General features: G+C 34.6%; 27 protein-coding genes. 18 read left to right on the top strand and 9 right to left on the bottom strand.

The window, feature by feature from the left end; translation table 11 throughout:
* Nucleotides 1-45: 45 nt before the first annotated feature.
* Together pepF and AC0ONG_RS15720 are read right to left on the bottom strand one after the other, a co-directional pair.
* Nucleotides 46-1833 (bottom strand): oligoendopeptidase F, encoded by a 1788-nt coding sequence (gene pepF, locus AC0ONG_RS15725; RefSeq protein ID WP_000137539.1) that lies wholly within the window; start codon nt 1831-1833, stop codon nt 46-48.
* Between the two features lie 117 nt (nt 1834-1950).
* Nucleotides 1951-2742, bottom strand: a complete 792-nt coding sequence (locus AC0ONG_RS15720) for an arylamine N-acetyltransferase family protein (RefSeq protein ID WP_000129187.1) — start codon at nt 2740-2742, stop codon at nt 1951-1953.
* A gap of 203 nt (nt 2743-2945) precedes the next feature.
* On the opposite strand from AC0ONG_RS15720, the gene amyS reads away from it, so the two are divergent.
* Nucleotides 2946-4487, top strand: coding sequence for an alpha-amylase (amyS, locus tag AC0ONG_RS15715; RefSeq protein WP_000476414.1), 1542 nt, complete (start codon nt 2946-2948; stop codon nt 4485-4487).
* A gap of 101 nt (nt 4488-4588) precedes the next feature.
* On the opposite strand, the gene AC0ONG_RS15710 is transcribed toward amyS, so the two are convergent.
* Nucleotides 4589-5302: an exosporium leader peptide-containing protein gene (locus AC0ONG_RS15710; RefSeq protein WP_001001586.1), complete on the bottom strand. Its 714-nt coding sequence runs from the start codon at nt 5300-5302 to the stop codon at nt 4589-4591.
* Between the two features lie 608 nt (nt 5303-5910).
* Here AC0ONG_RS15710 and AC0ONG_RS15705 point away from each other — a divergent pair.
* The 3 genes from AC0ONG_RS15705 (at nt 5911) to AC0ONG_RS15695 (ending at nt 9214) form a co-directional block, all read left to right on the top strand.
* Complete coding sequence (locus AC0ONG_RS15705; RefSeq protein WP_001095201.1) at nt 5911-7812, top strand: endonuclease MutS2; 1902 nt, start codon at nt 5911-5913, stop codon at nt 7810-7812.
* A 6-nt stretch (nt 7813-7818) separates the two neighbouring features.
* Entirely contained in the window at nt 7819-8343 is a 525-nt protein-coding gene (locus AC0ONG_RS15700) for a GNAT family N-acetyltransferase (RefSeq protein WP_000256473.1), read from the top strand.
* 160 nt (nt 8344-8503) lie between these two features.
* Nucleotides 8504-9214: a histidine phosphatase family protein gene (locus AC0ONG_RS15695; protein ID WP_001042048.1), complete on the top strand. Its 711-nt coding sequence runs from the start codon at nt 8504-8506 to the stop codon at nt 9212-9214.
* 67 nt (nt 9215-9281) lie between these two features.
* On the opposite strand, the gene AC0ONG_RS15690 is transcribed toward AC0ONG_RS15695, so the two are convergent.
* Nucleotides 9282-10247, bottom strand: coding sequence for a quinone oxidoreductase family protein (locus tag AC0ONG_RS15690; protein ID WP_016077422.1), 966 nt, complete (start codon nt 10245-10247; stop codon nt 9282-9284).
* 123 nt (nt 10248-10370) lie between these two features.
* On the opposite strand from AC0ONG_RS15690, the gene AC0ONG_RS15685 reads away from it, so the two are divergent.
* The 3 genes from AC0ONG_RS15685 to AC0ONG_RS15675 all read left to right on the top strand — a co-directional run bounded on the left by AC0ONG_RS15685 (nt 10371) and on the right by AC0ONG_RS15675 (nt 12570).
* On the top strand, nt 10371-11264 hold the full coding sequence (locus tag AC0ONG_RS15685; RefSeq protein WP_000403873.1) for a LysR family transcriptional regulator: 894 nt from the start codon (nt 10371-10373) through the stop codon (nt 11262-11264).
* A gap of 299 nt (nt 11265-11563) precedes the next feature.
* Nucleotides 11564-12076, top strand: a complete 513-nt coding sequence (locus tag AC0ONG_RS15680; protein WP_000473731.1) for a YjfA family protein — start codon at nt 11564-11566, stop codon at nt 12074-12076.
* 17 nt (nt 12077-12093) lie between these two features.
* Entirely contained in the window at nt 12094-12570 is a 477-nt protein-coding gene (locus tag AC0ONG_RS15675; RefSeq protein WP_000771161.1) for a DUF2690 domain-containing protein, read from the top strand.
* A gap of 113 nt (nt 12571-12683) precedes the next feature.
* Here AC0ONG_RS15675 and AC0ONG_RS15670 read toward each other — a convergent pair whose 3' ends face one another.
* On the bottom strand, nt 12684-13172 hold the full coding sequence (locus AC0ONG_RS15670) for a DinB family protein (RefSeq protein ID WP_136996389.1): 489 nt from the start codon (nt 13170-13172) through the stop codon (nt 12684-12686).
* A gap of 192 nt (nt 13173-13364) precedes the next feature.
* On the opposite strand from AC0ONG_RS15670, the gene AC0ONG_RS15665 reads away from it, so the two are divergent.
* Nucleotides 13365-13820 carry a DinB family protein gene (locus AC0ONG_RS15665; RefSeq protein ID WP_001081119.1) on the top strand — a complete coding sequence of 152 codons (456 nt, stop codon included), beginning with the start codon at nt 13365-13367 and terminating at the stop codon, nt 13818-13820.
* A gap of 193 nt (nt 13821-14013) precedes the next feature.
* Nucleotides 14014-15051 carry a DUF4003 domain-containing protein gene (locus AC0ONG_RS15660; RefSeq protein WP_003309751.1) on the top strand — a complete coding sequence of 346 codons (1038 nt, stop codon included), beginning with the start codon at nt 14014-14016 and terminating at the stop codon, nt 15049-15051.
* An 83-nt stretch (nt 15052-15134) separates the two neighbouring features.
* Here AC0ONG_RS15660 and AC0ONG_RS15655 read toward each other — a convergent pair whose 3' ends face one another.
* The gene (locus AC0ONG_RS15655; protein WP_000499382.1) at nt 15135-15899 is read right to left on the bottom strand and encodes a DUF817 domain-containing protein; all 765 of its coding nucleotides are present in this window, start codon (nt 15897-15899) and stop codon (nt 15135-15137) included.
* Nucleotides 15900-16168: 269 nt separating this feature from the next.
* Here AC0ONG_RS15655 and AC0ONG_RS15650 point away from each other — a divergent pair, with 269 nt between their 5' ends.
* The 5 genes from AC0ONG_RS15650 to AC0ONG_RS15630 all read left to right on the top strand — a co-directional run bounded on the left by AC0ONG_RS15650 (nt 16169) and on the right by AC0ONG_RS15630 (nt 20246).
* Nucleotides 16169-17203 (top strand): FecCD family ABC transporter permease, encoded by a 1035-nt coding sequence (locus tag AC0ONG_RS15650; RefSeq protein WP_000902700.1) that lies wholly within the window; start codon nt 16169-16171, stop codon nt 17201-17203.
* On the top strand, nt 17204-18220 hold the full coding sequence (locus AC0ONG_RS15645; RefSeq protein WP_000677264.1) for a FecCD family ABC transporter permease: 1017 nt from the start codon (nt 17204-17206) through the stop codon (nt 18218-18220).
* Nucleotides 18221-18241: 21 nt separating this feature from the next.
* Entirely contained in the window at nt 18242-19150 is a 909-nt protein-coding gene (locus AC0ONG_RS15640; protein WP_000728216.1) for an iron-hydroxamate ABC transporter substrate-binding protein, read from the top strand.
* Nucleotides 19151-19367: 217 nt separating this feature from the next.
* Nucleotides 19368-19919 (top strand): GNAT family N-acetyltransferase, encoded by a 552-nt coding sequence (locus AC0ONG_RS15635; RefSeq protein ID WP_000178503.1) that lies wholly within the window; start codon nt 19368-19370, stop codon nt 19917-19919.
* A 99-nt stretch (nt 19920-20018) separates the two neighbouring features.
* Nucleotides 20019-20246 (top strand): coiled-coil domain-containing protein, encoded by a 228-nt coding sequence (locus AC0ONG_RS15630; RefSeq protein WP_001047304.1) that lies wholly within the window; start codon nt 20019-20021, stop codon nt 20244-20246.
* A 72-nt stretch (nt 20247-20318) separates the two neighbouring features.
* Here AC0ONG_RS15630 and AC0ONG_RS15625 read toward each other — a convergent pair whose 3' ends face one another.
* Nucleotides 20319-21644, bottom strand: coding sequence for an ArsB/NhaD family transporter (locus AC0ONG_RS15625; RefSeq protein WP_000437996.1), 1326 nt, complete (start codon nt 21642-21644; stop codon nt 20319-20321).
* Between the two features lie 262 nt (nt 21645-21906).
* On the opposite strand from AC0ONG_RS15625, the gene AC0ONG_RS15620 reads away from it, so the two are divergent.
* Entirely contained in the window at nt 21907-22257 is a 351-nt protein-coding gene (locus tag AC0ONG_RS15620; protein WP_000407045.1) for a YojF family protein, read from the top strand.
* Between the two features lie 15 nt (nt 22258-22272).
* The gene (bshB2, locus tag AC0ONG_RS15615) at nt 22273-22935 is read left to right on the top strand and encodes a bacillithiol biosynthesis deacetylase BshB2 (RefSeq protein ID WP_000439487.1); all 663 of its coding nucleotides are present in this window, start codon (nt 22273-22275) and stop codon (nt 22933-22935) included.
* Between the two features lie 111 nt (nt 22936-23046).
* On the opposite strand, the gene AC0ONG_RS15610 is transcribed toward bshB2, so the two are convergent.
* The gene (locus tag AC0ONG_RS15610; protein ID WP_000768020.1) at nt 23047-23790 is read right to left on the bottom strand and encodes an SDR family NAD(P)-dependent oxidoreductase; all 744 of its coding nucleotides are present in this window, start codon (nt 23788-23790) and stop codon (nt 23047-23049) included.
* A 745-nt stretch (nt 23791-24535) separates the two neighbouring features.
* On the opposite strand from AC0ONG_RS15610, the gene AC0ONG_RS15605 reads away from it, so the two are divergent.
* Nucleotides 24536-24814 (top strand): hypothetical protein, encoded by a 279-nt coding sequence (locus AC0ONG_RS15605; RefSeq protein WP_000865002.1) that lies wholly within the window; start codon nt 24536-24538, stop codon nt 24812-24814.
* A gap of 318 nt (nt 24815-25132) precedes the next feature.
* Nucleotides 25133-25357: a hemolysin XhlA family protein gene (locus tag AC0ONG_RS15600; protein ID WP_000390464.1), complete on the top strand. Its 225-nt coding sequence runs from the start codon at nt 25133-25135 to the stop codon at nt 25355-25357.
* 66 nt (nt 25358-25423) lie between these two features.
* Here AC0ONG_RS15600 and AC0ONG_RS15595 read toward each other — a convergent pair whose 3' ends face one another.
* The gene (locus AC0ONG_RS15595; RefSeq protein ID WP_000570034.1) at nt 25424-25990 is read right to left on the bottom strand and encodes a DUF5823 family protein; all 567 of its coding nucleotides are present in this window, start codon (nt 25988-25990) and stop codon (nt 25424-25426) included.
* Nucleotides 25991-26160 lie beyond the last annotated feature (170 nt).

Here is a 26160-nt window from a genome sequence, read left to right as displayed (position 1 = left end):
TAACCGTGTCTAACTTTTAGGGGTCACTTCACGAGAGGCTCTTTTTTATAGAGCTGAAAACTCCTCAACAAGTTGAGTGAATTGTTTCAATGCACTTTCAATCGGTTCTGGCGTAGTTAAATCAACACCAGCTTTTTTCAATAAGTTTAGTGGATAGTCAGAACTTCCGCCTTTAAGGAATTCAATATAATGTTTTTGAGCATTTGGATCGCCGCTTAATAGTTTATCAGCGATTTGAATGGCAGATGCGAATCCAGTTGCATATTTGTATACGTAAAACGGGCGATAGAAATGAGGGATTCTAGCCCATCCGTATTTTACTTCTTCATCAAATACAAGTGAATCACCGTTATATTCTTTAAATAGCTTTTCATAAATTTCACTGAAGACTTGGGCATTTAATGGTTTACCTTGCTCAGCCATTTCATGTGTGATTTTTTCAAATTCTGCAAACATGATTTGTGTAAAGAAAGTACCTTTAAATTTCTCAATAAAATGGTTAACTAAATGGTTACGCACGTTCGTTTCTTTTGCTTCTTTTAATAAATAGTGAATTAATAACACTTCATTTACTGTAGAAGCGACTTCTGCGACAAAGATAGAATAATGTGCAGAAATTCTTGGTTGGTATCCATGTGAATAGTGCGTATGCATACCGTGCCCGCATTCATGAGTAAGAGTGAACAGGCTGTTTAAATCATCGTGATGATTTAAAAGAATGAAAGGATGAACACCGTATACACCAAAGTTATAAGCACCAGAACGTTTTCCTGGTGTTTCTCTTACGTCTATATATCGTTTATCTTTAAAACTTTTTAATGTCTCAATATATTCTTCTCCTAAAGGAGCTAGTGATGCAATCATAATGTCAAATGCTTCACTATATGGAATGTCTTGTTTTGCACCCTCTACTAAATCGACGCCTAGGTCGTATTGTCTTAGTTCATCTACGTTTAATTTTTCTTTTCGAATTTCATTGTATGTATGTAATGTTTGAATATTTTTTTTCGTTGTATCAATTAGGTTTTCATATACTTCTTTCGGAACCATATCGCCAAATAATGATTTCTCTAACGCCGATGGATAGTGTCTTAGCTTCGAAACAGTAACATTATTTTTAATAGCAGCGGATAAAGTAGATGCGATGGAATTCTTTAACTGAACATATGGTTTGTAATATGCTTTATAAGCTTCTTTACGCTTTTCACGATTCGTATCTTCTATTAATTTTGCATACATTCCGCGTGTTAAGTTCACTTTCTCTCCATCGTCAGTCGTCACTTCACCAAATAATATATCTGCATTGTTTAACATACCAAATGTGTGCTGTGGAGAAGAAAGAGCTTCACCCATCTGTGATAAAATTTCTTCTTGGTCCTTATTCAATACGTGTTTTTTATAACGGTATAATTCAAACAAGTCTTCTTTATAATATTGTAAGCCTTCTGTTTCTTCTATGTAAGAATGTAATGTGCTTTCGTCTATGCTAAGTAAGAAGGGGGAAAAGAAAGATTTAGCTGCACTTACTTTCACGTGTAATTGTGATACTTTATCGACAAGAGATTGCGCGTCAGTATCGCGTGTATCAAGGTCAGATTGTAATCGTGCATAAGCGAACATTAAAGATATTATGCTAGAAATTTCTTCACTCTTCGTTAAATAAGCTAATAAACTATTACCATCGTGAATATTGCCATTAAACTCGTGTAATTCCTTCGTTAATACTTCAATTTTATGAAAATCACTTTCCCAATCTTCAATTGTATGGTAAATGTCTGTTAAATCCCATTTTTCTATATCAGCTACTTGTAATCGATCTTTAAGTTCTGTCATAATCATTTCCTTTCTAAACATGTAGTTATATTTCTATATAACTATGAAATACAACAAATTGCAAAAAATCCCTGCTGAAAATTGAAAAGCCTTGCTAAAATAACAAGGTTTACATACTTATAGTGTAATTCCGAATTTTGAATGTAAAAGGTTTGTATATTGCATGTCTGTAACGGTTTCTTTCGTTTTTTTACCATTTTTCGCTACTGTAAGGCTATCTTTCGTTAAAGAGGCATGCCCATCTTCAGTTAGTTTTACAATAAGAGGTACTTTATTAAAGGGTGATCCTTCATGTTCAACGATAATTTTTTGTGCTGTATTTGCTTTTTTTTCATCCACTTCTTCTATATAAAATGCATAGCCTAACGTCCAATCATCAGCAGAAGATTGATCCAAAAACTCATTGTTTTTACGCATCTCTAAAATGTAGTTTCCCTTTTCGGTCATTTCTTTACGAATACGATAATCTCCTGTAACAGAGTGAATGACTTCACCTGAGAAAGGGACAGGTGCAAGAGGTAAGTATGATCCGAATCCTACTTCAATTAAATAAAGTTCATTATGATGTGTTAAAACGGTTGCGATATGGCCAGAATCAACAGCCCATATGGAGTTTGCAGCGTTATAAACTGTTCCTGAAACGAGATGAACATCAAATCCAGCGTCTTTAAGGAAGTAATACATAGTAGGATTGAGTTCATAACAAAGACCGCCACGGTTATTTACTAAAATTTTCTCTTTCAAATTTTCTTTTGATATTTCTTTAAAATTCTTTTCGAGAATATTTAAGTTTTCAAAAGGAACAGTTTGTGCCATTGCGTACATAATGTTAGATAAATCTTCAAATGAAACCGTGTCTTTTTCTTCTATATGTAATCGTGCGAAAAATTGTTTTTGAAAGTCTGTCATAGAAATCCCTCCGCTATGCTTTTATAGGTAAATTGTAAACAATCTTGAATAGAATGTGAAATTAAAATTACGTTGAATATTTGAAGTGAGACTAAAAATAATGTGGGAGAGTGAGAGATTGCTACTTTACTAACGATGGAACGAATATTATAATAATTCTGATAAACTATGCAAACGCTTTCTTAAGAAGGGATGGAATACAGATGTTTAAAAGAATAACAATAGTCGGATTGTCAGTTGTTATGTTATTACCTAGTATATATGGGGAGAGTAAAGCATATGCAGATACAGTTAACAATGGAACGTTAATGCAGTATTTTGAGTGGTACGCTCCGAATGATGGGAATCATTGGAATCGTTTGCGTGCTGATGCTGAAAATTTAGCGGAAAAAGGAATTACATCTGTTTGGATACCACCTGCATATAAAGGAACTACGCAAAATGACGTAGGATATGGAGCATATGATTTATATGATTTGGGGGAATTCAATCAAAAGGGAACAGTGCGGACGAAATATGGGACGAAAGCACAATTGAAATCTGCCATTGACGCTTTACATAAGAAAAACATCGATGTATACGGTGATGTAGTTATGAATCATAAAGGTGGGGCTGATTATACGGAAACTATCACAGCAGTTGAGGTAGACCCGAGCAATCGAAATGTTGAAGTATCAGGTGATTATGAAATTAGTGCTTGGACAGGCTTTAACTTTCCAGGGCGTGGAGATTCTTATTCTAATTTCAAATGGAAATGGTATCATTTTGACGGAACAGATTGGGATGAAGGAAAGAAATTAAACCGAATTTATAAATTTAGGGGCATAGGTAAAGCGTGGGACTGGGAAGTGTCTAGCGAGAATGGGAATTATGATTATTTGATGTACGCGGATCTTGATTTTGATCATCCAGATGTTGCGAATGAAATGAAAAAATGGGGAACGTGGTATGCGAAGGAATTAAATTTAGATGGCTTTCGTTTAGATGCTGTTAAACATATTGATCATGAATATTTGCGCGATTGGGTAAATCATGTTAGACAGCAAACGGGGAAAGACATGTTTACAGTAGCTGAATATTGGCAAAATGATATCCAGACTTTAAATAATTATTTAGCGAAGGGCAATTATAATCAATCTGTGTTCGATGCGCCACTTCATTATAATTTTCATTATGCTTCAACAGGAAATGGAAATTATGATATGAGAAATATTTTAAAAGGAACGGTAGTTGCGAATCATCCTACACTTGCGGTTACTCTAGTTGAAAATCATGATTCACAGCCTGGTCAGTCATTGGAATCTGTAGTGAGCCCTTGGTTCAAACCGTTGGCATATGCATTTATTTTAACGCGTGCAGAGGGATATCCTTCTGTTTTCTATGGTGATTACTATGGTACAAAAGGAAATAGTAACTATGAAATTCCAGCGTTAAAGGACAAAATTGATCCGATTTTGACGGCACGAAAAAACTTTGCATATGGTACGCAGCGTGATTATTTTGATCATCCAGATGTGATTGGCTGGACAAGAGAAGGTGATAGTGTGCATGCTAATTCTGGTTTAGCAACGATAATCTCTGATGGACCAGGAGGGGCAAAGTGGATGGATGTTGGAAAGAATAACGTAGGGGAAGTATGGTACGATATTACGGGTAATCAAACAAATACTGTAACAATTAATAAGGACGGGTGGGGGCAGTTCCAAGTAAGTGGAGGATCAGTTTCCATATATGTTCAGCAGTAATTTTGTGATGAAAAAGGAGAGGTAGACTGAAATATAAGTTTTCCTCTCCTTTTTATATGGTGCATATTTATTTTTCCTGAATCTTTATTGTAATAAAAGAACTAGTCGACCTTTATAACAACAAGAGATGCATTGGAATAAATAATGTCACCCGTGGCTTCTCTTATTCGTAATCGAAGAACATCTCCTTGGTTTAAAGGTAATAGATCAGTTCTGGCGGATGTGGCTCTTACCCCAGAAGCACCACCAACTCGTGTTTCAATTGCGAATTGAATGGAATCGTTTATTGTAAGATTTAATATGCTAGACGAAATAGCTTGTATTACAAATACGATTGAAAAGGATACAGAGTATACACCAGTGGTATCAATTGTAATGGAGTTGTCTACTGGATTTAGAGTAGTTCCACTAACAGGTCCTGGAATGGTAAAGTTGACATTTGTATTAACTACTGCTGAAAAACCGATTCCTACTTCAGAAGTTATTGTTCCAAATACGGGAAGAATCCCTAAACCAGTTGCGCCAGTGGGACCAGTTATTCCAATTCCGGTAGGGCCTGTAACCCCAGTGGGACCAGTTATTCCGATACCGGCAGGACCTGTAACCCCAGTGGGGCCAGTTATTCCGATTCCGGTAGGACCTGTAACCCCGGTGGGACCAGTTATTCCGATTCCAGTAAAACCTGTCGCACCGGTAGGGCCTGTGATTCCAGTAGGTCCAGTAGGGAAAGTAAATGGTGGAATTGATGGTAGTGTGGGACCGATTAAATTTGGTTCCAGAGCAGGTCCATGTAAAGTATTATATTCTTCATTCATATAGTAAACCTCCTATCATTGCTTGTCATAATTATTAAATGTATTAGAGGAAGTAAATGACATTCGCAATAGCGGAGCCGCTTCTATAATTTTTCCTCAGCAAATATAGGTCTAGTTTAAGTGATATTGAAGCGTACAGTTACGTACTACTTAAGTATGACACCTTTACTTCTCACGTAACATATAGTATGATGATTTCAATAAATTAGATTTCAATGACTATAATATAAATTAATGAGAGGTGCTTTTTGTGAGTGCGGTAGGTACTAAATAGGAAAAATTTAATGAAATAAGTCAGATAAGAACAGGGGATTTTTATGTATACCATACCCCTAACTTTGTCATGGATTTATTTCGATACCTATGAAGATACCTACAATACTTTATAAAGCGTGTAATAAGGGACTGCCATCTATTTTTTTATGGCTTATTTCCTCATATGTTATTACACATGCCTTGTAAATGTAAAAGCTGCGGTATCCCCGCAGCTTTTTTGTATATATTTTTAATGTATAAAAATGGTAATTTAATAATGTAGAACTCATTGGAATCTAATGAGTAGGTATCTTCATTTATGATAAAAATCAATCATAGTGAGGAGAAACAAAATGAATACGATGACTTTTGAAAAGTTACAATATAACGAATTAAAGGATATAGTGAAATCTTATTGTGTAAGTGGATTAGGTAAGGAATTATTAAACAAATTAGAGCCGAGTACGAGTCTAAAAGTAGTGAGAAATCGCTTGAATGAAACGACAGAAGCACGAGCTATATTAGATGCAGAGGGGCATGTTCCTTTCTTCGGCATTTCTAATATTGCTAGTACAATTCAAAAATTAGAAAAAGGGATGATTTTAGATCCAGAAGAATTAGTAAGTGTTTCAGACTTTTTACGTGGATGTAGAAAGATTAAAAAGTTTATGTTAGATAAAGAATTTTTTGCACCAGTATTAGCTTCTTATGCAAATTCAATGACTGAATATAAAAGTATTGAAGAGGAAATTAACTTTTCAATTAAAGGAAATAGTATTGATGTAGCTGCAAGTAAAGAGTTAAAGCGAATTCGAAATAATATTGATTCTGTAGATGGGAAAATAAAAGAACGTTTAATGAAATTTTTAAATAGTAGTGCAAATAAGAAATTCATTCAGGAATTCTTTATTAGTAAAAAGGATGACCGTTATACGATTCCAATTAAATCTTCCTATAAAAATCAAGTTGCTGGAAGTATTATTGAAGCCTCGGCAAAAGGCTCTACTGTATTTATAGAACCGCATACGGTTACGAAATTGAATGCAGAATTAGCAGGTTTGAAAGCAGAAGAAGCGGTTGAAGAGTATCAGATTTTAGCGACGTTATCAGGAATGGTGTTAGAAAACATTTATAGTATAAAGATTAACATGGAGCTAATTAGTCAGTATGATATGGTATTTGCGAAGGCAAAGTTTAGTAAATCGATTGATGGAATAGAGCCGAAGTTAAATGATCATGGCTACATTCATTTAGTGAATTGTAAGCATCCGCTTTTAACAGGGCAAGTTGTACCGTTACATTTTAAAATTGGTCAAGAGTATCGTAGTTTAATTATTACAGGGCCGAATGCGGGCGGAAAGACAATTGTGTTAAAAACGATTGGATTGTTAACATTAGCTACAATGTCAGGCCTTCATATTGCAGGAGATAGAGGTACAGAAATCGCTATTTTCGAAAATGTATTCGTAGATATTGGTGATAATCAAAGTATTGAAAATGCATTAAGTACATTTTCGTCTCATATGAAAAATCTTTCTGAGATTATGAGGATGTCAAATAATAATACGTTGCTATTATTTGATGAAATTGGGAGCGGTACAGAACCGAATGAAGGTGCAGCACTTGCAATTTCTATTTTAGAAGAATTGTACCTTGCGGGATGTATTACCGTTGCGAGTACGCATTACGGAGAAATTAAACGATTCTCAGAAATGCACGATGACTTTATGAATGCAGCGATGCAATTTAATAGTGAAACGTTAGAGCCGCTTTATAAATTAGTTATCGGAAAATCAGGGGAAAGTAATGCACTTTGGATTGCGAATAAAATGAGCGTAAAAGAACATGTACTGAAAAGAGCGAAAGAGTACATGGGAAATAAAGAGTACGCTTTAGAAAAAGTGAATGAAAGTAAAATTAGAAAACCGAAATTTGTACAAGAAAAAAGAGAATCTCATTATGAGTACAAAATCGGCGATCGTGTGAATTTATTGGATTATGATGATTTTGGTATCATCTATAAGGAAAAAGATAATTTTTATAACGTTGTTGTATATTATAACGGTGAATTCGTTGAAGTAAATGTAAAACGTATTACTTTAGAAGTAGCAGCGAAGGAGTTATATCCAGAAGGATACGATTTAAATACACTATTTGTTGATTATAAAGAAAGAAAAATGCAACACGATATTGAGCGCGGATCGAAAAAAGCACTGCGTAAAATTCAAAAAGAAATAAGAAAGAATAGAGGATAAGTTAAAATGGTAACGATTAGACAAGAACAAAAAAATGATTATAGAAAAACAGAAGAAGTCGTAAAAGAAGCATTTTTACTTGAAGAATTTAGTGATAAAACAGAACATGAACTTGTAAAACGTATTAGAGAATGTGACGCGTTTGTTCCGGAGTTATCAATTGTTGCGGTAGATGAAGATATAGTTGGTCACATTATGTTATCGAAAATTACAATAGAACAAGATGGAACTTCTGTAGAATCGTTAGCACTTGCGCCAGTTTCAGTTGCTAGGGGCCATCAGAAGAAAGGAATTGGCGGAAAACTGATCACGGCTGCTTTAGAAAAAGCGAAAGAACTTGGATACGGATCAGTTGTAGTATTAGGACATCCAGAGTACTACCCGAAATTTGGTTTTAAGAAAGCAAGTGAGTGGAATGTAAAAGCACCGTTTGAAGTGCCTGAAGAAGTGTTTATGGCGATGGAGCTAAGAGAGAACGCTCTCCAAGGTGTAGAAGGAGTTGTTCAGTATTCGAGTGCTTTTGCTGAGTAGGAGTAACGGTTAAGAAATGTAATCATAAAAGATGCTATCTTTTTGTATGGATATACAGAAAGATAGCTTTTTTTATTAAGCGGATCTACTGACGTATATTTTGCTCAATGAATAATTGAGGTGGTAAAATTGAGATAGAAACGTAAAGGGAGAGAATAGAATGAATAAGCGAGAAACAGATAGCAATGAGAATGCAGTTACGTTATATGTTACAAGACACGGTAAAACAATATTAAATACGAATCATCGCGCGCAAGGTTGGGCTGATTCTCCATTAGTAGAAAAAGGTGTTGAAGTTGCCACAAATTTAGGAACAGGATTAAAAGATATTCATTTTATGAATGCGTATAGTAGTGATAGTGGCCGAGCGATTGAAACTGCTAATTTAGTATTAAAATATAGTGAGCAATCAAAATTAAAACTTGAGCAAAGAAAAGATTTGCGAGAATTAAATTTCGGTATTTTTGAAGGTGAAAAACTTGAGAATATGTGGGATGTGGTTGGAAAAGCTGCAGGCGTTCCATCACCAGAAGAACTTATGAAGTTTTCTATTCAAGAAGTGATTAATCTTATTAGAGTAGCAGATCCTACAAAACAGGCGGAAGATTGGGAATTATTTTCTACTCGTATAAAAGCTGAGATAGATAAAATTAGTGAAGAAGCTGCTGGAAATGGTGGCGGTAACGTTTTAGTTGTCGTTCATGGGCTTTTGATTACTACCTTAATAGAAATGTTAGACAGTAGCAAAACAAAACTTGGGGTGGAAAATGCTAGTGTGACGAAGATTGTATACCAAGATGGAACATATACAGTCGAGTCGGTTGGAGATATGAGTTATGTTGCAAAAGGGAAAGAAAGTGTGGAAATATAATTAAATCTCCAAGAGATATAAGAAAAGGAAGGTAGAGAAATCTAGATTCCTTTTCTTATTGGAACGATTATGGAATTAATAAAATCTTCCCTGTACTTTTTCTGCTCTCTAATAATTTATGTGCAAGAGCACCATCTTGTAAGGAGAATGTAGTAGGGCACTCAATGTTTAATTTGCCAGTTGCGATCCAATCGAATAATTGAGTAGATCGTTTTTTACGTTCTTCATAAGTGGTAAGAACGTTCCAAAGGTCTCCGCCAGTTAAAGTTTTTGAAGTATCCATAAGCATACGTGGATCAACTGGCGCAGGATTACCACCAGCCATTCCGTAAAATACGACAGTACCGCCAATTTTAGTAGCGTTAAAACTGTCCTCTAATGTAGAACCTACTGATTCATATACAACATTTACTCCAGTTCCATTAGTCATTTCAAGTACTTTCGTATGCCATTCTTCGTTATATAAAAATACGTGATCGGCACCAGCTAATGTAGCTATCTTTGCTTTCTCTTTTGATGACGTTAAACCAATTACTTTTCCGCCATATAGTTTAATCATTTGAACAAGAAGTTGACCGACGCCACCAGCTGCAGCGTGTACTAAAGCTATATCACTTTGTTTTAGTTGATAGCTATCTTGCGTTAAATAATGTGCAGTTAATCCTTGTAATAAGACAGAAGCGGCTGTTTCAAAAGAAATAGAATCTGGTAGTGGGATTACTTTTTCAGATGGAACGGCAACTAGTTCTGCATTTGCAAATGGGACGTCCGCAAATGCAATACGGTCTCCTGGGTTGATAGTAGTAACGTCAGCTCCTACTTTTTCAACAATTCCAGCTCCTTCATAACCTAATACATAAGGCGGATTGCCAGCAAGATGATAATCGCCGCGGCGTCTATAAATATCAGCGAAGTTTAATCCGATTGCTTTCGTGCGGACTAGAATTTCATTTGGATTTATGATTGGATCATGTATTTCTTTATATTGTAGTACATCTGGATTTCCAAACTGTTCGAAACAAAGTGCTTTCATATGGAATCCCTCCATTTGTATTGTTTGTCGATGCTCTTTATCATACAATACAAATATCAATAGGCAAAGAGGATTATTTTGATGAAATCAATCGGAAATATCGATTGAAAAGAGGGATGATAAATGGAGATAAAACAATTAATTACATTTAAAGTAGCAGCAGACACTTTGAATTTTACACAAACTGCAAAGAAATTAAATTTTGCCCAATCAAGCGTAACGGCACAAATTAAAACGTTAGAAGCTGAGCTTGGTACACCGTTATTTGAAAGATTAGGAAAACGCCTTTTCTTAACTGAAGCAGGAAGAAAGTTTCAACTATATGCGGACAAGATAATCGCACTTAGTAAAGAAGCAAAGACGGCCGTGAAAGATGATGAGGAAATAGCAGGTACGTTAATAATTGGTGCACAAGAAAGTCAATGTACATACAGACTGCCTTCTATATTAAAGAGGTTTAAAGCACAATTTCCTCAAATAAAACTTATATTTAAACCAGCACATTCCAATAAAGATGCAAAGGAACAATTGATGGAGGGGAAAGTAGATCTTGCATTTATTTTGGACGAATGTAAAACAGAAGATGTTTTACATGTGGAACCACTTATGAAAGAAGAATTAAAAGTAGTAGCTGCTCCTACGCATCGTTTACTTGAACAACCTTCAGTTTCTATAAAAGATTTAGAGAGTGAAACACTTCTACTAACAGAATTAGGCTGCTCGTATCGGACTTTATTTGAAGAACTATTTCGTATAGAAGATGTGTATCCAGCAAATAAAATTGAGTTCGTTAGTGTCGAGGCAATTAAACAATGTGTTATTGCAGATTTAGGTATAGCTGTTCTACCAGCGATAGTAGTAGAAAAAGATATAAGAGAAGGGACAATAAAAGAGTTACATTTAGAAAATGCAATTTCATCGATTTATACACAAATTGCTTGGCATAAAGATAAATGGATGACAGCACCACTGCAGCAATTTATTGATGTAACAAGGGAGTTTTTTACAACGGATTAAGTGGAGAAATATTTATTTTATATAAAAGAAAAAATGGCAATTTTGTATAAAGAACCGATGCTTGAATATAACAAGTATCGGTTCTTTTATGTTTTAAATATAGAATGCTATAAAATGTGTATTTCTCAACTTTTTTCTTACAAGGATAAGTAAAATTCTTCGTATATTCCAATAATCATCAGGGAATTTACAACGTTTATTCGTTTCTGTAAGATGCCTCTAGGAAGAGTGAAAGGAGGGCTTACATAGCAGTATAGCTTGTCTTTAGTATACGTACTTATTGTGAGGGGGAATTTAAAATGTTTAAAAAGTTAATGAAAGTATGTGTGTTAAGTGCGGCAAGTATAGGTGTATTATTTAGTTTTCAAGGAAGTACATTTGCAGCTACTGATTTAAGTAGTTATTATGACGGGAAAAATCCAGCAACAACGAAAGTATACGGGGGAAGTACAACATGTGATGCAGATGGATTTAATGCAAAGTCTACAGCAGTTTATGAAGGTAGTAAAAAAGTGGGGACAGTGTATTTACGTTACAGTAATAAATGTCATGCAGCATGGGCTAAGTTTGTGTTAGATCAACCAGCACCAGCTGTTTCGGGAGGAGTGTACGCGTACGCTGTTGTAAATAAATACAAAAATGATGTATTCCAAAAATCAGTTACTTCTAATCAGGGGAACGGCACAATAAAAACAGGTCAAACGAGCACTTATACAGGAATGGTATTTGATTTAACTGCTGATTTCGGATACACAGCAGATGCTGAAGCAGTTACGTTTAATAACGGTTACGGGAAAACAGCACGTTACTAATAAAGGAGTGAAATTATATGAAACTTTTAAAAAAGACGAGTGCATGTTTATTGCTATCTTTACTCGTTGTAACTAGTATGTTTAGCACGATTAATAGCGATAAAGCATATGCAGAAGATCATTCATATGATGGGAAAAGTCCTTATTATAATAGTTGTGATCAATCCGCAGTAACGAAAGAGAAGAAATGGATAGATTCAAATTCTTATGTAGAATTAAAATTTAGCACGACGTGTAAGACGGCTTGGGCGAAAGTTACTGTAACTCGTCCAGCAGTTTATAATAACGAAGCTGATGCAAGGGTTGTTAGAAAAACAGATGGAAAGGCATATACTTGCGGAAGTGCTGGAGGAAATGGTGTTGTAAATAAAGGACAAACATCATGCTATACGCCAATGGTATATGACTTGGATCCAAGAAAAGCGCAAGCACAGGGGAAACATGCCATTCCGAATAGCGATGCTTATAATTATGCGGAGACTATTTGGTATTGATGAGGATATGGAGATTGTAAGGTAGAGTATTTTAAGAGCATGTTTAGATTGGATTTCAAAACATGCTCGATTTGTATTCATTCTAATTTTTTTGGTAATCATAAACCATTGAATTAACTAAGGTCAGTATCAGGAGGAGTATATCCAAGGTACCTAGCCATCGATACAATTTGTCCTTTATGATGAAACTCATGAGTCTCCGTATGAGTTAAAAGCCATAGCGGAGTTGTGCTCCAAGGTTCTTTTTGCCACTTTACTTCATTTGCTATATTTTCGAGCCAACGGTCATTGTATTCATCTAAAAAACGTTGTACAGTCTCATCTACTAACTTAAATCTAGCACGGACTTTTTCCACATCTGCATGCTCAATTTCGTAATCGCTAGCAAATGAAAAATCTGCTCTTTTTTGCTTGAATGCGAATGATCCAAGCCAGTATCGGTAGCAATCGGCTACATGAATATGAGTCTTTATAATGCTACCGCTTCCGAAATTAGGAACTGTGCTATGTAATGTTTCTACGGGGATTGCTTCCAAAAACGAAAATAGAGTTTCTCTTGTAGAGCTAATAAGATTATATTGTTGTTTTAAAATATGTAACATGCAAGTACACTCCTCTTTTATTTACATAGTAAGTAATTCTATATTTACGAGGAGTGAACCTTTTTATTATTTTTAATAAGCATATTAGATGTATTTCTTATTTGTTTCTGATAGATTAAACAAGGTGAAACGTTAATAAGTTGAACATTCTTAGTTCATAATAAATTGTACATGAAGAAGGGAAACGATTAAATGAATAGACTAGTTGGCTTAAAACAATTTGAAATAACGCGCGGGGCATTACTTAAATTTATGGAAACGTTAGATGATAAAACTGCAGATACGCAGCCAGAGGGTTTTAACAATACAATTCGCTGGCATATCGGTCATGTGTTAACGGCAGCAGAGGTTTTCATGTTTGGAAAAGAATTCAAACAATTACCAACTGAATATCCAGGTATGTTTGGGTATGGATCACGACCATCTAAATGGAAAACAGAAGGACCATCGTTAGAAGTATTAACGGCTCAATTAAAAGAACAAGCAAAACGTATTAACGAAATTCCAGCAGAAGCATTTGAAAATAAACTGCCAGAGCCATTCCTAGGATTGGAAACAGTAGGGGAGCTTTACGGTATGATGCTTTATCATGAAGCTGATCATATTGGGCAAATGAAAGCGATGGAACGTATTATTAAAGCTCTTTAGTCTTAATTGCATATAACAAGCAATACAGTTGTAATGTTAAATAATATATACAAAAAAGGTAGATAAATTATTATCTACCTTTTTTGTATAACTTCTTGAAGGATTAGGGATTATCATCGTGGTGCTGATGAAGAAGGATTAGAGAATTTTATAATTTTTTAGGTTGTGATTATTAATTGTAGTATTCCTAAATATGGAATATAAGTATAATGATAGAGAAGAACTAGAAATAGGGGTGAATACTATGATTACATTAGAGCAAAAGTTAGAGCAATATAAACATACATATGTACAGTTAAAGGGAGAACTAAAATGGAAAACGAGTGATTCTCGAACAGGAATGATGATTGCTGCTATGTATGCAGGTAGTGATAAATTGTTTAATCTCGAACGTTTTTTAGAAATTAGTAGTTATATTAAGAATCAGGTAGGGATGTTTTCATACTTAAAGTCTTATCATCGTTTTGTAGTGGCCGCAACATTAGATATTCACTTTACAGATTACAAGAAAGCTTTTCGGACGTTTTTAGATTTATATGAACAATTGGTCACTAGTGGCTTTAGCCGGAGTATATTTACTTATCTCGCAGCAGCTGTGCTTTTAACAGAAGAAAATGAACAGCATGGCGCGCACATTCAGCGTTCGATGCAAGTATATAAACGCATGAAAAAGGATCACCTCTTTCTTACAAGTACAAATGATTATCCGCTCGCGGTTTTATTAGCAGGACAATCAGAGAATGTAGAAACACTTATGGATCGTGTAGAACGTCTGTATCAGAAACTAGCGAAAGCTGGTTTGCGTAAAGGGAATGATCTTCAGTTTTTAAGTCATATTCTTTCACTAAAGAAGGATGTCCGTGAAGAAATGTTAGTTGCAACATGTACAAACATATGGAATTTGTTAAAACAAGAAAAGGTAAAAGTGAAACAGATGCATTATCCAGCAATCGGGCTACTAGCGTTACTTGAAGATGGAGAAAAAGAGATTTATGCTATTAAAGCGTTGATTGAAAAACTGCAGGGGGAGAAATTATTCCGTTGGCATGCAGATGCGAATATTCTTATTGCTATTCAACTGTTCGTAAGTCAGAAAGGTGAGGAAAGTAAAGCTACCAACACAGGTTTACAAACTATGATAGAAGTCCTCATACAAGCACAACAAGCAGCTATGATGGCAACGATTGCCGCTTCATCTGCAGCAACATCTTCTGCTAGTAGTAGCTCATAATATGTAACTACTTTAATAAGGAAGGTAAAAAAGCCCATCACTTTCTAATGAGTGATGGGCTAAATATTTTTACATAATCAGCATTATTTTTTCGACTCTTTCAAATGTTTGAGTTGTGTAACAATCATAATGCTAATAACAACGAGTAAAAACCATGAACTAATTTTGCTTAAGTGAACGAGATTCCACGCTTCCCGTTGATTTGGATATTGCCATGCTCCGAAAAATGTTGCGATGTTCTCTGCAATCCAAATAAAGAACCCAATAAGGAAAAAGGAGAGAACGAGTGGCATTTTATATGTAACGCCTCGTAATGAAAATTCTACAAATGTCCGAAAGAAAACGATGAATAAAAGTACAGTTAATACCCATCTAAAGTCATATAGAAAATGATGTGTGAAAAAATTAAAGTAAATCATAGCGCCTAGCGGTATAGCAAAAATAGCCCTCGGCCAATGGTACATTTGTAAATGTAATCTTCTCCACGCTTGGCATATGTAACTGGCAACACTTGCATACATAAAGCCACTGTAAAGTGGAACTCCAAAAACTTTTGAATATGCCTCTTCTGGATAACTCCATGAACCGAAATGTACTTTATATATTTCTAGTAAAAGCCCGATAAGGTGAAAAACAGTAATTACTTTTAGTTCATCTTTCGTCTCAAGTCCAGTCTTATACATAATCCACTGCATAAGAAGACATACGATGAGTATGAAATCATAGCGGTATAACCCTGGGATGGAAATGATTTTTGATAGGGCTAGTGTTAAGAAAATAACGACTGGGAATAAACAGGATAATGCTTGCTCGTAAGTGAAATGTAATAGTTGTTTTATATAGAACATTGTATCTCCTTTTTGTTAGAAAAATCAAAATAATGACTAAGTATACTACAATTTAAAAAATAAACCAGCAGTCTATTTTGCATGTATTTGTAAGTTTTAGAAAGGAATTGTAATAAGTATTTTAATATTTAACAAATTAAAAAAATAGTTTGCTATTTTAAAAAAGTGAGGATATAATTTCTAAATAAAAATGATAATTATTATCAATAAATATTATAAAATAAAAATAATTATAAAAAAACAACTGAATATAAAGGATGAAATGAAACATGTTACATAAGTCTGCTGTATATGCTGGCAATAAGCACATGAAACATATTAAGTTCATATGTTTCATGTGCTTATCAATTTTATGTTTAATCGGATCTATATTTTTAGCTATTGCATTCGGTGCAAAGGATATCCATTTGCAAACCGTATGGACAGCGGTTTTTGATTATAATCCGAAATTAACGCAGCACCAAATTATATATGAATTAAGGCTCCCAAGGGTAATTGGAGCAGCAGTTGTAGGAGCAGCTTTTGCGGTCGCTGGGGCTGTTATGCAAGGAGTAACACGAAATCCTTTAGCTGATGCAGGTGTGCTTGGCATAAATGCAGGTGCGATGTTTGTAGTAGCACTTAGTTTTGCCTTTTTTCCGCATATGCCATATTCCTATTTAATGATTGTCTCTTTTATTGGAGCGGTTTTAAGTACAGTACTCATTTTTATTATCGGATCGGCCACATCAGGCGGATTAACACCAATGAGGTTAACGATTGCTGGAGCGGTTATGGCAGCGCTTTTACATTCATTAAGTTCAGGTGTTGCGATTTATTATGATTTAAGCCAAGATTTAGCGTTTTGGTATGCTGGTGGTGTTGCAGGGGTTAAGTGGGAACACTTGAAATTTTTAGTCCCTATTATTCTTATAACGATTATTTTTGCGACAATGCTAGGGAGATCTATTTCACTCATATCAATGGGAGATGATGTTGCTACAAATTTAGGAGTGAAAACGAACCGAACGAGAATATTAGGGATGATTATAGTAGTCATTCTTGCAGGTGTATCTGTTTCAGCTGTTGGTTCTATCGGATTTGTAGGACTCGTTATTCCGCATATTGCTAGAAAATTAGTTGGTGTTAATTATCGACTCATTATTCCTATGTCAGCATTATTAGGTGCTATGTTATTAGTTTTAGCTGACCTAGGAGCAAGAGCAGTAAACCCTCCTAAAGAACTTGCGATAGGAATTATGGTAGCTCTTGTTGGAGTTCCGTTCTTCCTCTATATAGCACGTAAAGTTGGGAGGGAGCTATAAGTGAAGGGTCTTATTAACACAGATAAAAAAAGAGCCATTACTGTAACTACAATATTCGGTTGTATTGGTATCGCTGTCATTTTACTTAGCTTAAATACAGGGACACTTAGTATTGCACCGCTCAAAGTAATTCAAACGCTTTTCGGTTATGGTGATTTTGAAAGTGCAACCGTGCTATACGATTATCGTATGCCAAGAATTATAATCACAATGTTAGCTGGTATTGGCCTTGGGATTTCCGGTGCGATTTTACAAGGATTATCACGTAACGCACTTGCAGACCCTGGTATTTTAGGATTGCATTCAGGTGCATCTTTCGGGCTAATTATATTTGTTACTTTCTTTCATTCTATTAATGAGAATGCATCGATTTTAATACCGTTATTTACATTTGGTGGGGGAATACTAGCTGCATTTTTAATTATTATACTTGCGAGTGATCGATCAAAAGGTTTACTTCCTATTAGACTTATTCTCGTTGGTATTGCTGTTTCAGCTGGATTTAGTGCGATTTCGTTATTTTTCTCTCTCAAGTTAAATGATGAGACATATACATTCGCTTCCAGATGGTTAGTTGGTAACGTGTGGGGAAGGGATTGGATTCATGTCCTTGCATTATTACCTTGGATTTTCATACTAACCCCGTATGCATGGCTAAAATCTAAAACGTTAAATGCATTGTCACTAGGTGATAGTGTGGCAGCAGGACTTGGTGTTTCTGTTCAAAAAGAACGGTTACTACTTTTAGCTACAGCGGTTGGATTATCTTGCGCGAGTGTATCGATGGCAGGAGGAATTGGTTTTATCGGTTTAGTTGCTCCGCATATTGCAAGAAAGTTAGTAGGTACTACGTATCAACATTTTCTTCCTTTAGCTGGCATTATCGGAATGATTATTTTAGTGCTAGCAGATACGATAGGTCGTTCTATATTTGAGCCAAACTCTATTCCAGCTGGTGTAGTAGTGGCAGCTTTAGGAGCACCGTATTTTCTTTATTTACTTACAAAAACAAAATAAATACTTCAAAGAGGAGAACATATGAAAAAGAAACTTACTATTTTATTTAGCATGATGTGTATTTTAGTATTAGCAGCATGTGGTCAAACGAAAGCTAATGAAGAGGCAACGAAAAAAACGGAAAAAAGTAATGACCCAAAAATTGCTTCAATGTCTATTCATTTAACAAATGATTTACTTGCATTAGGAATTACACCAGTAGGTTCTGTTATTGGGGGAGATTTAAAAGATTTCTTACCGCACGCTAAAGAGAAGTTGAAAGATACGAAGAAGCTTGGTGTTGTAACAGATCCGAATATGGAAGCGTTACTTCAATTAAAGCCAACTGACATTTATGTTGATGAAAAATATGCTGGTAAAGATGTAGCGAAATACGAAAAAATTGCAAAAACACATTCTTTCAATTTAGATGAAGGTACGTGGAGAGATCATTTAAAACAAGTTGGTAAACTTGTAAACCGTGAGAAAGAAGCAGATAAATATATTCAAGATTACGAAGAGCAATCAAAACGAGTAAAAGGTTTAATAGATAAAGAGCTAGGTAATAACGAAAAAGTAATGGCAATTCGCGTTACTGCAAAAGAATTGCGTGTATTTAGTACGAAAAGACCGATGGGACCAATTTTATTCCAAGACTTAGGGTTACAGCCTGCAAATGGTGTAGAGAAAATTGATGGAAACCGCCCTTTCGAAGTCATTTCACAAGAAGTATTACCTGACTTTGATGCAGATGCGATTTTCGTTGTTGTAAATAGAGATGATAAAGCAAAAGCAGCATTTAAACAACTTCAAGAAACGCCAATTTGGAAAGACTTAAAAGCAGTTAAAGGCAAGCACGTATACATTATCAATGATCAACCATGGCTGGACTATTCTGCTTTAGGAAACAAAATGGCAATGGATGAAGCGGAGAAAATGTTTACGAAATAATATAGTTTTGCTATTAGGAAAGGCCCTCTAAATTTGGAGGGCCTTTCTATTATTGTTAGAATAAATAAAAAATTATACAATGAAGTTAATTCAATATGGAGGAGATGTGCCAATGTCAGTGCTTATTGTAAGTATCCCATTTATGAAACAGTTTATGGAATAAGGGGATAAATAGTCTAAAATAAGTATCCCCGTTATTTAAAAGGGGGAGTTTGAAATGACAATGAATCTTTTTCGAAATAAAACGATTAAATTATCAGCTATGAGAGAAATAGATGCTGAAGTAATGGCTATGTGGCAAGAAGATAGTGAGTATTTAAGACATGTTGATACAGATGTAGCATTCCCGCAATCTTTAAATGAAATAGCAAGTGATGAGTTATTAAAAGGACGGAGATCGAATAGTGTTTCTTTCATGGTAAGGACAGTTCAAGAAGATCGCTTAATTGGTTTTGTGGCGATTCATGGTATAGAGTGGAATAACAGAACAGGTTTATTAGCCATTGGTATAGGAGATGCGAATGATAGAGGAAAAGGATATGGGAAAGAAGCAATACATCTTATTCTAAAGTATGCTTTCTATGAATTGAATTTACACCGCATCGGTCTCGATGTTATTTCGTATAATAAACCTGCCATTGCATTGTATAAAAAGATGGGTTTTCAAATGGAAGGCTGTATGAGAGAAGCGGTTCAAAGAGATGGGAAGTGTTTTGACCGTCTGATTATGGGGATATTGCGGGATGAATGGATAGAGCTGCAAGGTTAGAAAGTACATTCGAAATTATATATGTAGTATGCAGGAGATATAATGGTAATTGGCGAAAATTTACAGTGTGTTGATTGAATTTATAAGGAGTCATGCAAAATGAATTTAGAAAAGGCAAAACCAGTAAATGAAGAGGTCGCCGAATTAAAAGAACTTATTAAAGAGTTACACGGAAGTGTGCACCAACTTCAAAGTGAAGTGCAGCAACTAAGGCACGAAAGACCAGTTGTTGAAGTGAGAAAAGGTGTTCAATTATCACCAACAATTGTCGGACAAATTGGTGGTATGATTTTAGGTGGTTTAGCAATTATCGGTATATTTTGGTGATGAAAAAAGGTTTGCAGCACGGATGCTGCAAACCTTTTGTATTTGACGATATAATTTCATGCAATACAACTTTTACATTAAATAACGTAAATATATATAAGCATGTGATAACAAGAGTGCAACAATAGTTAATGGTAAACCAATTTTTAAGAAGTCCATATAAGAGAAGCCATGTCCTTCACGTTTTGCAATACCAGCAACGACTACGTTTGCAGATGCTCCGATTAGCGTTCCATTTCCTCCTAAGCAAGCTCCAAGTGATAACGCCCACCATAGTACTTCGATTTGCGGAGAGTCGACAGATAGTCCGAGTCCTGTAGCTAAGTCTTGAATAAGCGGGATCATCGTTGCGACAAATGGGATGTTGTCGATTGTCGCAGATGCGATGCCAGATACCCATAAAATAAGTATAGCTGCGAATCCGATGTCACCGTTTGTTACGTCGAGTACTTCTTTTGCAAGTGAAGAGATAAGTCCGATATCAATTAACCCGCCAACGAGAACGAATAGTCCGGCGAAGAAGAAAATGGTTACCCATTCAACGTGGGCAAATACATCTTCAATATCATGTTCTTTCACGCCGGTTAACATAAGAAGTGTAGCGCCTGTCATCGCGATAACAGCAGCGTCTACATGAATAATCGAATGAAGTACGAAGCCTAAAATAGTTAGTCCTAAAATCGAAATGGATTTTAAAAGGAGGCTTTGATCTTTAATGTAATCTTTTTCGTTTAATGCCATTAGTTTTTCGATTTGTTCAGATGTTGTTTTTAGTTTGTTACGATACATGAAGTAAATAATGCCAAGTGTCACAATAGAAATAATAATTACAATTGGAGCTAAGTTAAGTAAAAAGGCGTTAAAGTCTAAATGTTTGTTTGCTGATCCAATCATAATATTAGGTGGATCACCGATTAATGTTGCTGTTCCACCTATATTTGAAAATAGCACTTCTGAAATCAAATAAGGCACAGGATTTACTTTTAAAATACGTGTAATGGATAATGTAACAGGAACGATTAATAAAACGGTTGTTACATTGTCCAAAAATGCTGATCCGACAGCGGTTAATAGGGATAGTAATAATAAAATGCGAATCGGTTTTCCACCAGCTGCTTTTGCCGCTTTAATGGCCACAAATTCAAATACGCCTGATTGACTCGTAATATGTACGAGAATCATCATCCCGATTAAAAGGGTGATCGTTTCCCATTGAATATGTGATGTGAAAGCGGTATGTAAATCTACAACTCCAAAAATAATCATAATAGCAGCACCGAATAGTGCGATTACAGCACGATTCAATTTTTCAGAAATAATAAATCCGTACGTAATTAAAAATACGGCAATTGCAAAATAATATTGCCAATTTGCTACTTCATGTGCTGATTGTTCCAATCATGTCACCTTCTTTAAAGTATGTATTCAATTGTCGAAATGTATCTCGCTGCAATAATGCGGGATAAAATATATTGTAGCAAATTCAAAAAAGAAAGAAAACTATTTAACGAAGTGAAGGAAAAAATGTATTTTTTACATATCATATAAAAAATATAAAAAACGCAGTGCAAATTATTAGGAAAAGTGAGCGTTGTCCTCTAATATAGAGATAGCAATTTACATTATTTTTGCGTAAAATGGTTTAAAGAGGTGAATTCCGATGGAAATAGTAAAAGATAGTTCTCTTATTCAAAATGAAATTGAACGTTTTGTAAATAAAGATGTATATATTCATTTAGAAACGACAAACGGAGCGTATGCATCACACATAAATGAAAAGATGATGACAGTTGGTGCTTTCATTCGAAATGCGATTATCCGTTTTGAACGCGGGAAGATAACTGGAACAAATCCATACCGAGTTGGTCTGAAAATGGATCACGGTTGGGTATATGCTGAAGGTATTACGCACTGGGAAGTAGACGATCAAGAGCGTTTATTATTAGCTGGACATGATAATTTAGGTCGTCTAGCAGTTGCACTTGAGTTAAGCTTAACACCATTTAAGTAAGAAGGAGGGAAACTTATGGAGAGACATGTACTTGTTGTATTTCCGCATCCAGATGATGAAGCATATGCTGCGGGAGGAACAATTCGCTTATTAACAGATCAAGGAGTACCTGTAACATATGCATGTGGTACTCTAGGACAAATGGGACGTAACATGGGTAAGAATGTATTCGCTAACCGTGAAACGATTCCAAATATCCGTGAGAAAGAATTGAAAGATGCTTGTGAAGCGATGGGCATTAAAGATTTAAGAATGCTTGGCTTCCATGATAAAACGTTAGAGTTTGAAGATGTTGATTTTGTTGCTGACAAAATTGAAGCAATCATTCAAGAAGTAAATCCATCTCGAATTATTACATTTTACCCAGAGCACGGTGTACATCCAGATCATAATGCATTTGGCCGCGCTGTCGTTCGCGCTGTATCACGTATGCCAAAAGAAGAGCGCCCAGTTATTCATGCTGTTGCGATTACGAAAAATCGTGAAGCAGTATTAGGAGAACCGGATGTTGTAAATAACATTAGTGAAGTATTTGATCATAAATTAACTGCATTAGGTGCGCACCGTTCACAAACAGAAGCAATGCTTGAAGACACGCATGCAAAAATAAAAAACAAAGATGCAGCAACATTAAAATGGCTGCAACTTGAACAGTTTTGGACTTATAAATGGGAGTAGGCTAGAAGGATACCTTCTAGTTGCTCTTATATAGAAAAGCGCCGTCACTTGTGATGGCGCTTTTTCTTGTTGAAGACTATATATTTCTTAGGGGGCTTCAAAATTTTAAAATTAACGTGCAGTATAGCCTCCATCAACAAGAAGTGTTGTACCGTTAACAAAACTAGCATCATCACTTGCTAAAAATAAGACAGCTTTAGCGACTTCTTCTGGTGTTCCAAGTCTGCCTTGTGGATGAAGTGAAGCTAAATATTCTTTCTGTTCAGGATTAACACTACCAAGTAAAGGGGTGTCAATATAACCGGGGCACACCGCATTAATACGTATTCCATATTTAGCGTAGGCAGTACATAAATTTTGAGTTAATAGTTTCACACCACCTTTTGCAGAGGAGTATGCTGTTGGGGTAGGTAATGAAACAAAACTATGAATCGAACCAGCGTTAACGATGACACCACCTGTACCTTGTTTAAGGAATTGTTCAATCGAATATTTATTAGAAAGGAATACCCCAGACAAATTAATATCAATAGTTCTTTTCCATTTTTCATAGGATAATTCATTTGCCGGTGCATCATCAGCAACGCCGGCATTGGCATACATAATATCTAATTTACCGTATGTACTTACTGTCTCATGAATTAGCTGTTTAATATCTGCCTCTTTTGTTACATCAGTTTTAATAAATAACGTATTATATCCATGTGCATTCAATTCATCTGATAGTTCTTTTCCACGTTCAGAAAAGTCAGCAATAACTACTTTTGCACCTTCTTCGATAAAAAGACGAACAGTAGATTCGCCAATTCCACTTGCTCCACCAGTTATGATTGCTACTTTGTCTTTCAATTTCATATAAACCTCTCCATTCATCAATGAATTTAAGTCGAATTTTAAAATCTGGTTATATCACTATTAACCTTAAATAGTAAGTAGATAGAAGAAAAAGCTCGCGTTTACTTAATTGTAAGAGTGCTATTTTTTCTTTAGTGTACTTTTTGATACAGTTATGGACGAAAATATTAATTTGGTCAATCTTATCATTAGATTGAATATTTGGTAAAGAGCTCTCGAACAGAGCGAGTACGGATGTTGAAAAATTAAAATAAATATGAAGTATTATTTGTAGGGTAAGGAACAAGGGGGAGAGAAGCATAACGAAAACTACTACTCTATTTAAATAGGAAAAAACCTTGCAGGGGGGCAAGGCTTTAAACAGGGTATTAAAAATGATTGATTTATTAAGAAGAACTTCTTCTTGTGAATAAACTAATTTTAGCATGATAACTCATATGTATGTGTTACGAATTTGTGAATAAAAACTCAATGATAAAAGTATGAGTGAAAGGAAATAATGTATTTGAAATATGTATTATTACAGAAAGTTTAGTTGAAATAGTGAGGAAAATAAAAAAGCGCAATGAGCAAAATAATTAAGAGACGAATTATATGAAAGGTTAGTGGAACGCCTACTATTTAATTCTTTAGAACTGATTTTTAATAATGTATATAAGAAGCGTATATTTTGAATTATTTAATAGAATAATATATATTTATATTGATTTAGTGATTTTAGTTTTTTAAAAATGGGGAAATGGATATGAAGGTTAAATTTGCCGTAATAAAAGATGAGAACTTTGATTGTAGTTTATTGGAAACAAAATTATTGAAAACTTTTAAAGAAGTAGATTGTGAAGCAGATATTGTAAAGGTTGAGGATGAAATTTTTGAAAACAATGATATACAAATGCATTTGTCAGAAATAACCATTAATGTTACTGGGAAAAATATCGGATTTAGATCCGTTTCAGCCAGTATATTTATTGTTCTAGAGAGTTTATCAATACAGCTATTTCGTATTCATATTAGTATACTTTAAGCAGTTCAAAAAGTGGATTCTTCAGAAAATCATACTGATTATATTGAGTTGTAAATATGAAAATAATAGAAATTATCGTAGGTGCTCCCGAATGTTGGATTGCACATTGTTTGTTGTTAAATAAACAAGGGATACTTTTTCTAATTTGAACGTATCTTAACGCTAATTTATAAATAGAAGAATGGAAACATGTGAGTAATTCAATTAAATTGTACAAATAATTTGGTACGCGGATATACGGAATGTATTCACAGGTAAGAGGGTTGTCTCATAATATATATAGATTTTTCTATTAAGATGAACAGAGGGTGTGAATATATGGAAGATGTTTACGCTAAAATTGACAGTCTCAAGGCGGAGCAAAAAGAAATTATGCGAGACATTCGAAATTTAGAAACGCGTACCACTATTAATGAGAAAGACATAGCAACAATCAATAAGCAATTAGAAAAAATAAGTACAAACACAACTTGGATTTTGCGAATTATTATTAGTACGATAATAATGTCAGTTTTAGGATTGATATTAAAAGGAATGATTTAGTCTTGTGAAATAGAACAATATAAAAGAAAGAGGGGAGCTCCCTCTTTCTTTTATATAAATGAGAAGCTATAAATTTTCCGTTTCCTTTTCATCTGCATATTTTTCCTCTAAAGAAATTAATAGAGGAATGGATACAGTTACTAGAATGATTAAAGTAGTTATAAAAGATTTAGAAAGAGAAAAAGAACCTTCAATGAAAGGTGATAAAAACTTGAATGAAAGTATACTTGTTATTAAGGAAATTACTAAAAAGCTAAAAAGAGATATATTTTTATTCTTTATAGATGTCTCTATAAAGTTTTTAACACAGGTTATTACGACAAATATAGTTAATATGATAAGAGAAACAAAATAATGTGTTAAATTCGTCATACTAATAGTAGGGTCTTCTATTATGTAAGCAAGTAACTTAGATACTAATATTCCTCCAAACAATAAAATAATAAAAGCAAGTAATCCTTCTGATATATAAGTGCTGAAATTCTCTTTCTTGTTAAAGAGTTTGTAGTTCAGAGTGGATTGGATTATTTGAATTAGGAATAGGGTAATAATCCATACATAATATACAAATGGTAATTCTCCTGAGAATAGAGAAATTAGAAAGTTTACTACTGTCCTTAAAATTTCAATCATTACGAAAGTCCTCCTACTTGTTCAGCGTTATGATATTAGGAATATATCGGTCTATCATTTTATAATTAGGTTTATAAATTCAAACTATTTCTAATTATTCCATAATAAGGTGGTTATATCAAGTTGTTATCTTCTATGGGGTGTATTAGTTGTTCACTAATATAAAAAGA

The organism is Bacillus sp. TCT6, assembly GCF_056033845.1.
The sequence above is the reverse complement of the archived record's forward strand: the minus strand, read 5'-3'. Positions and strand labels throughout refer to the sequence as shown.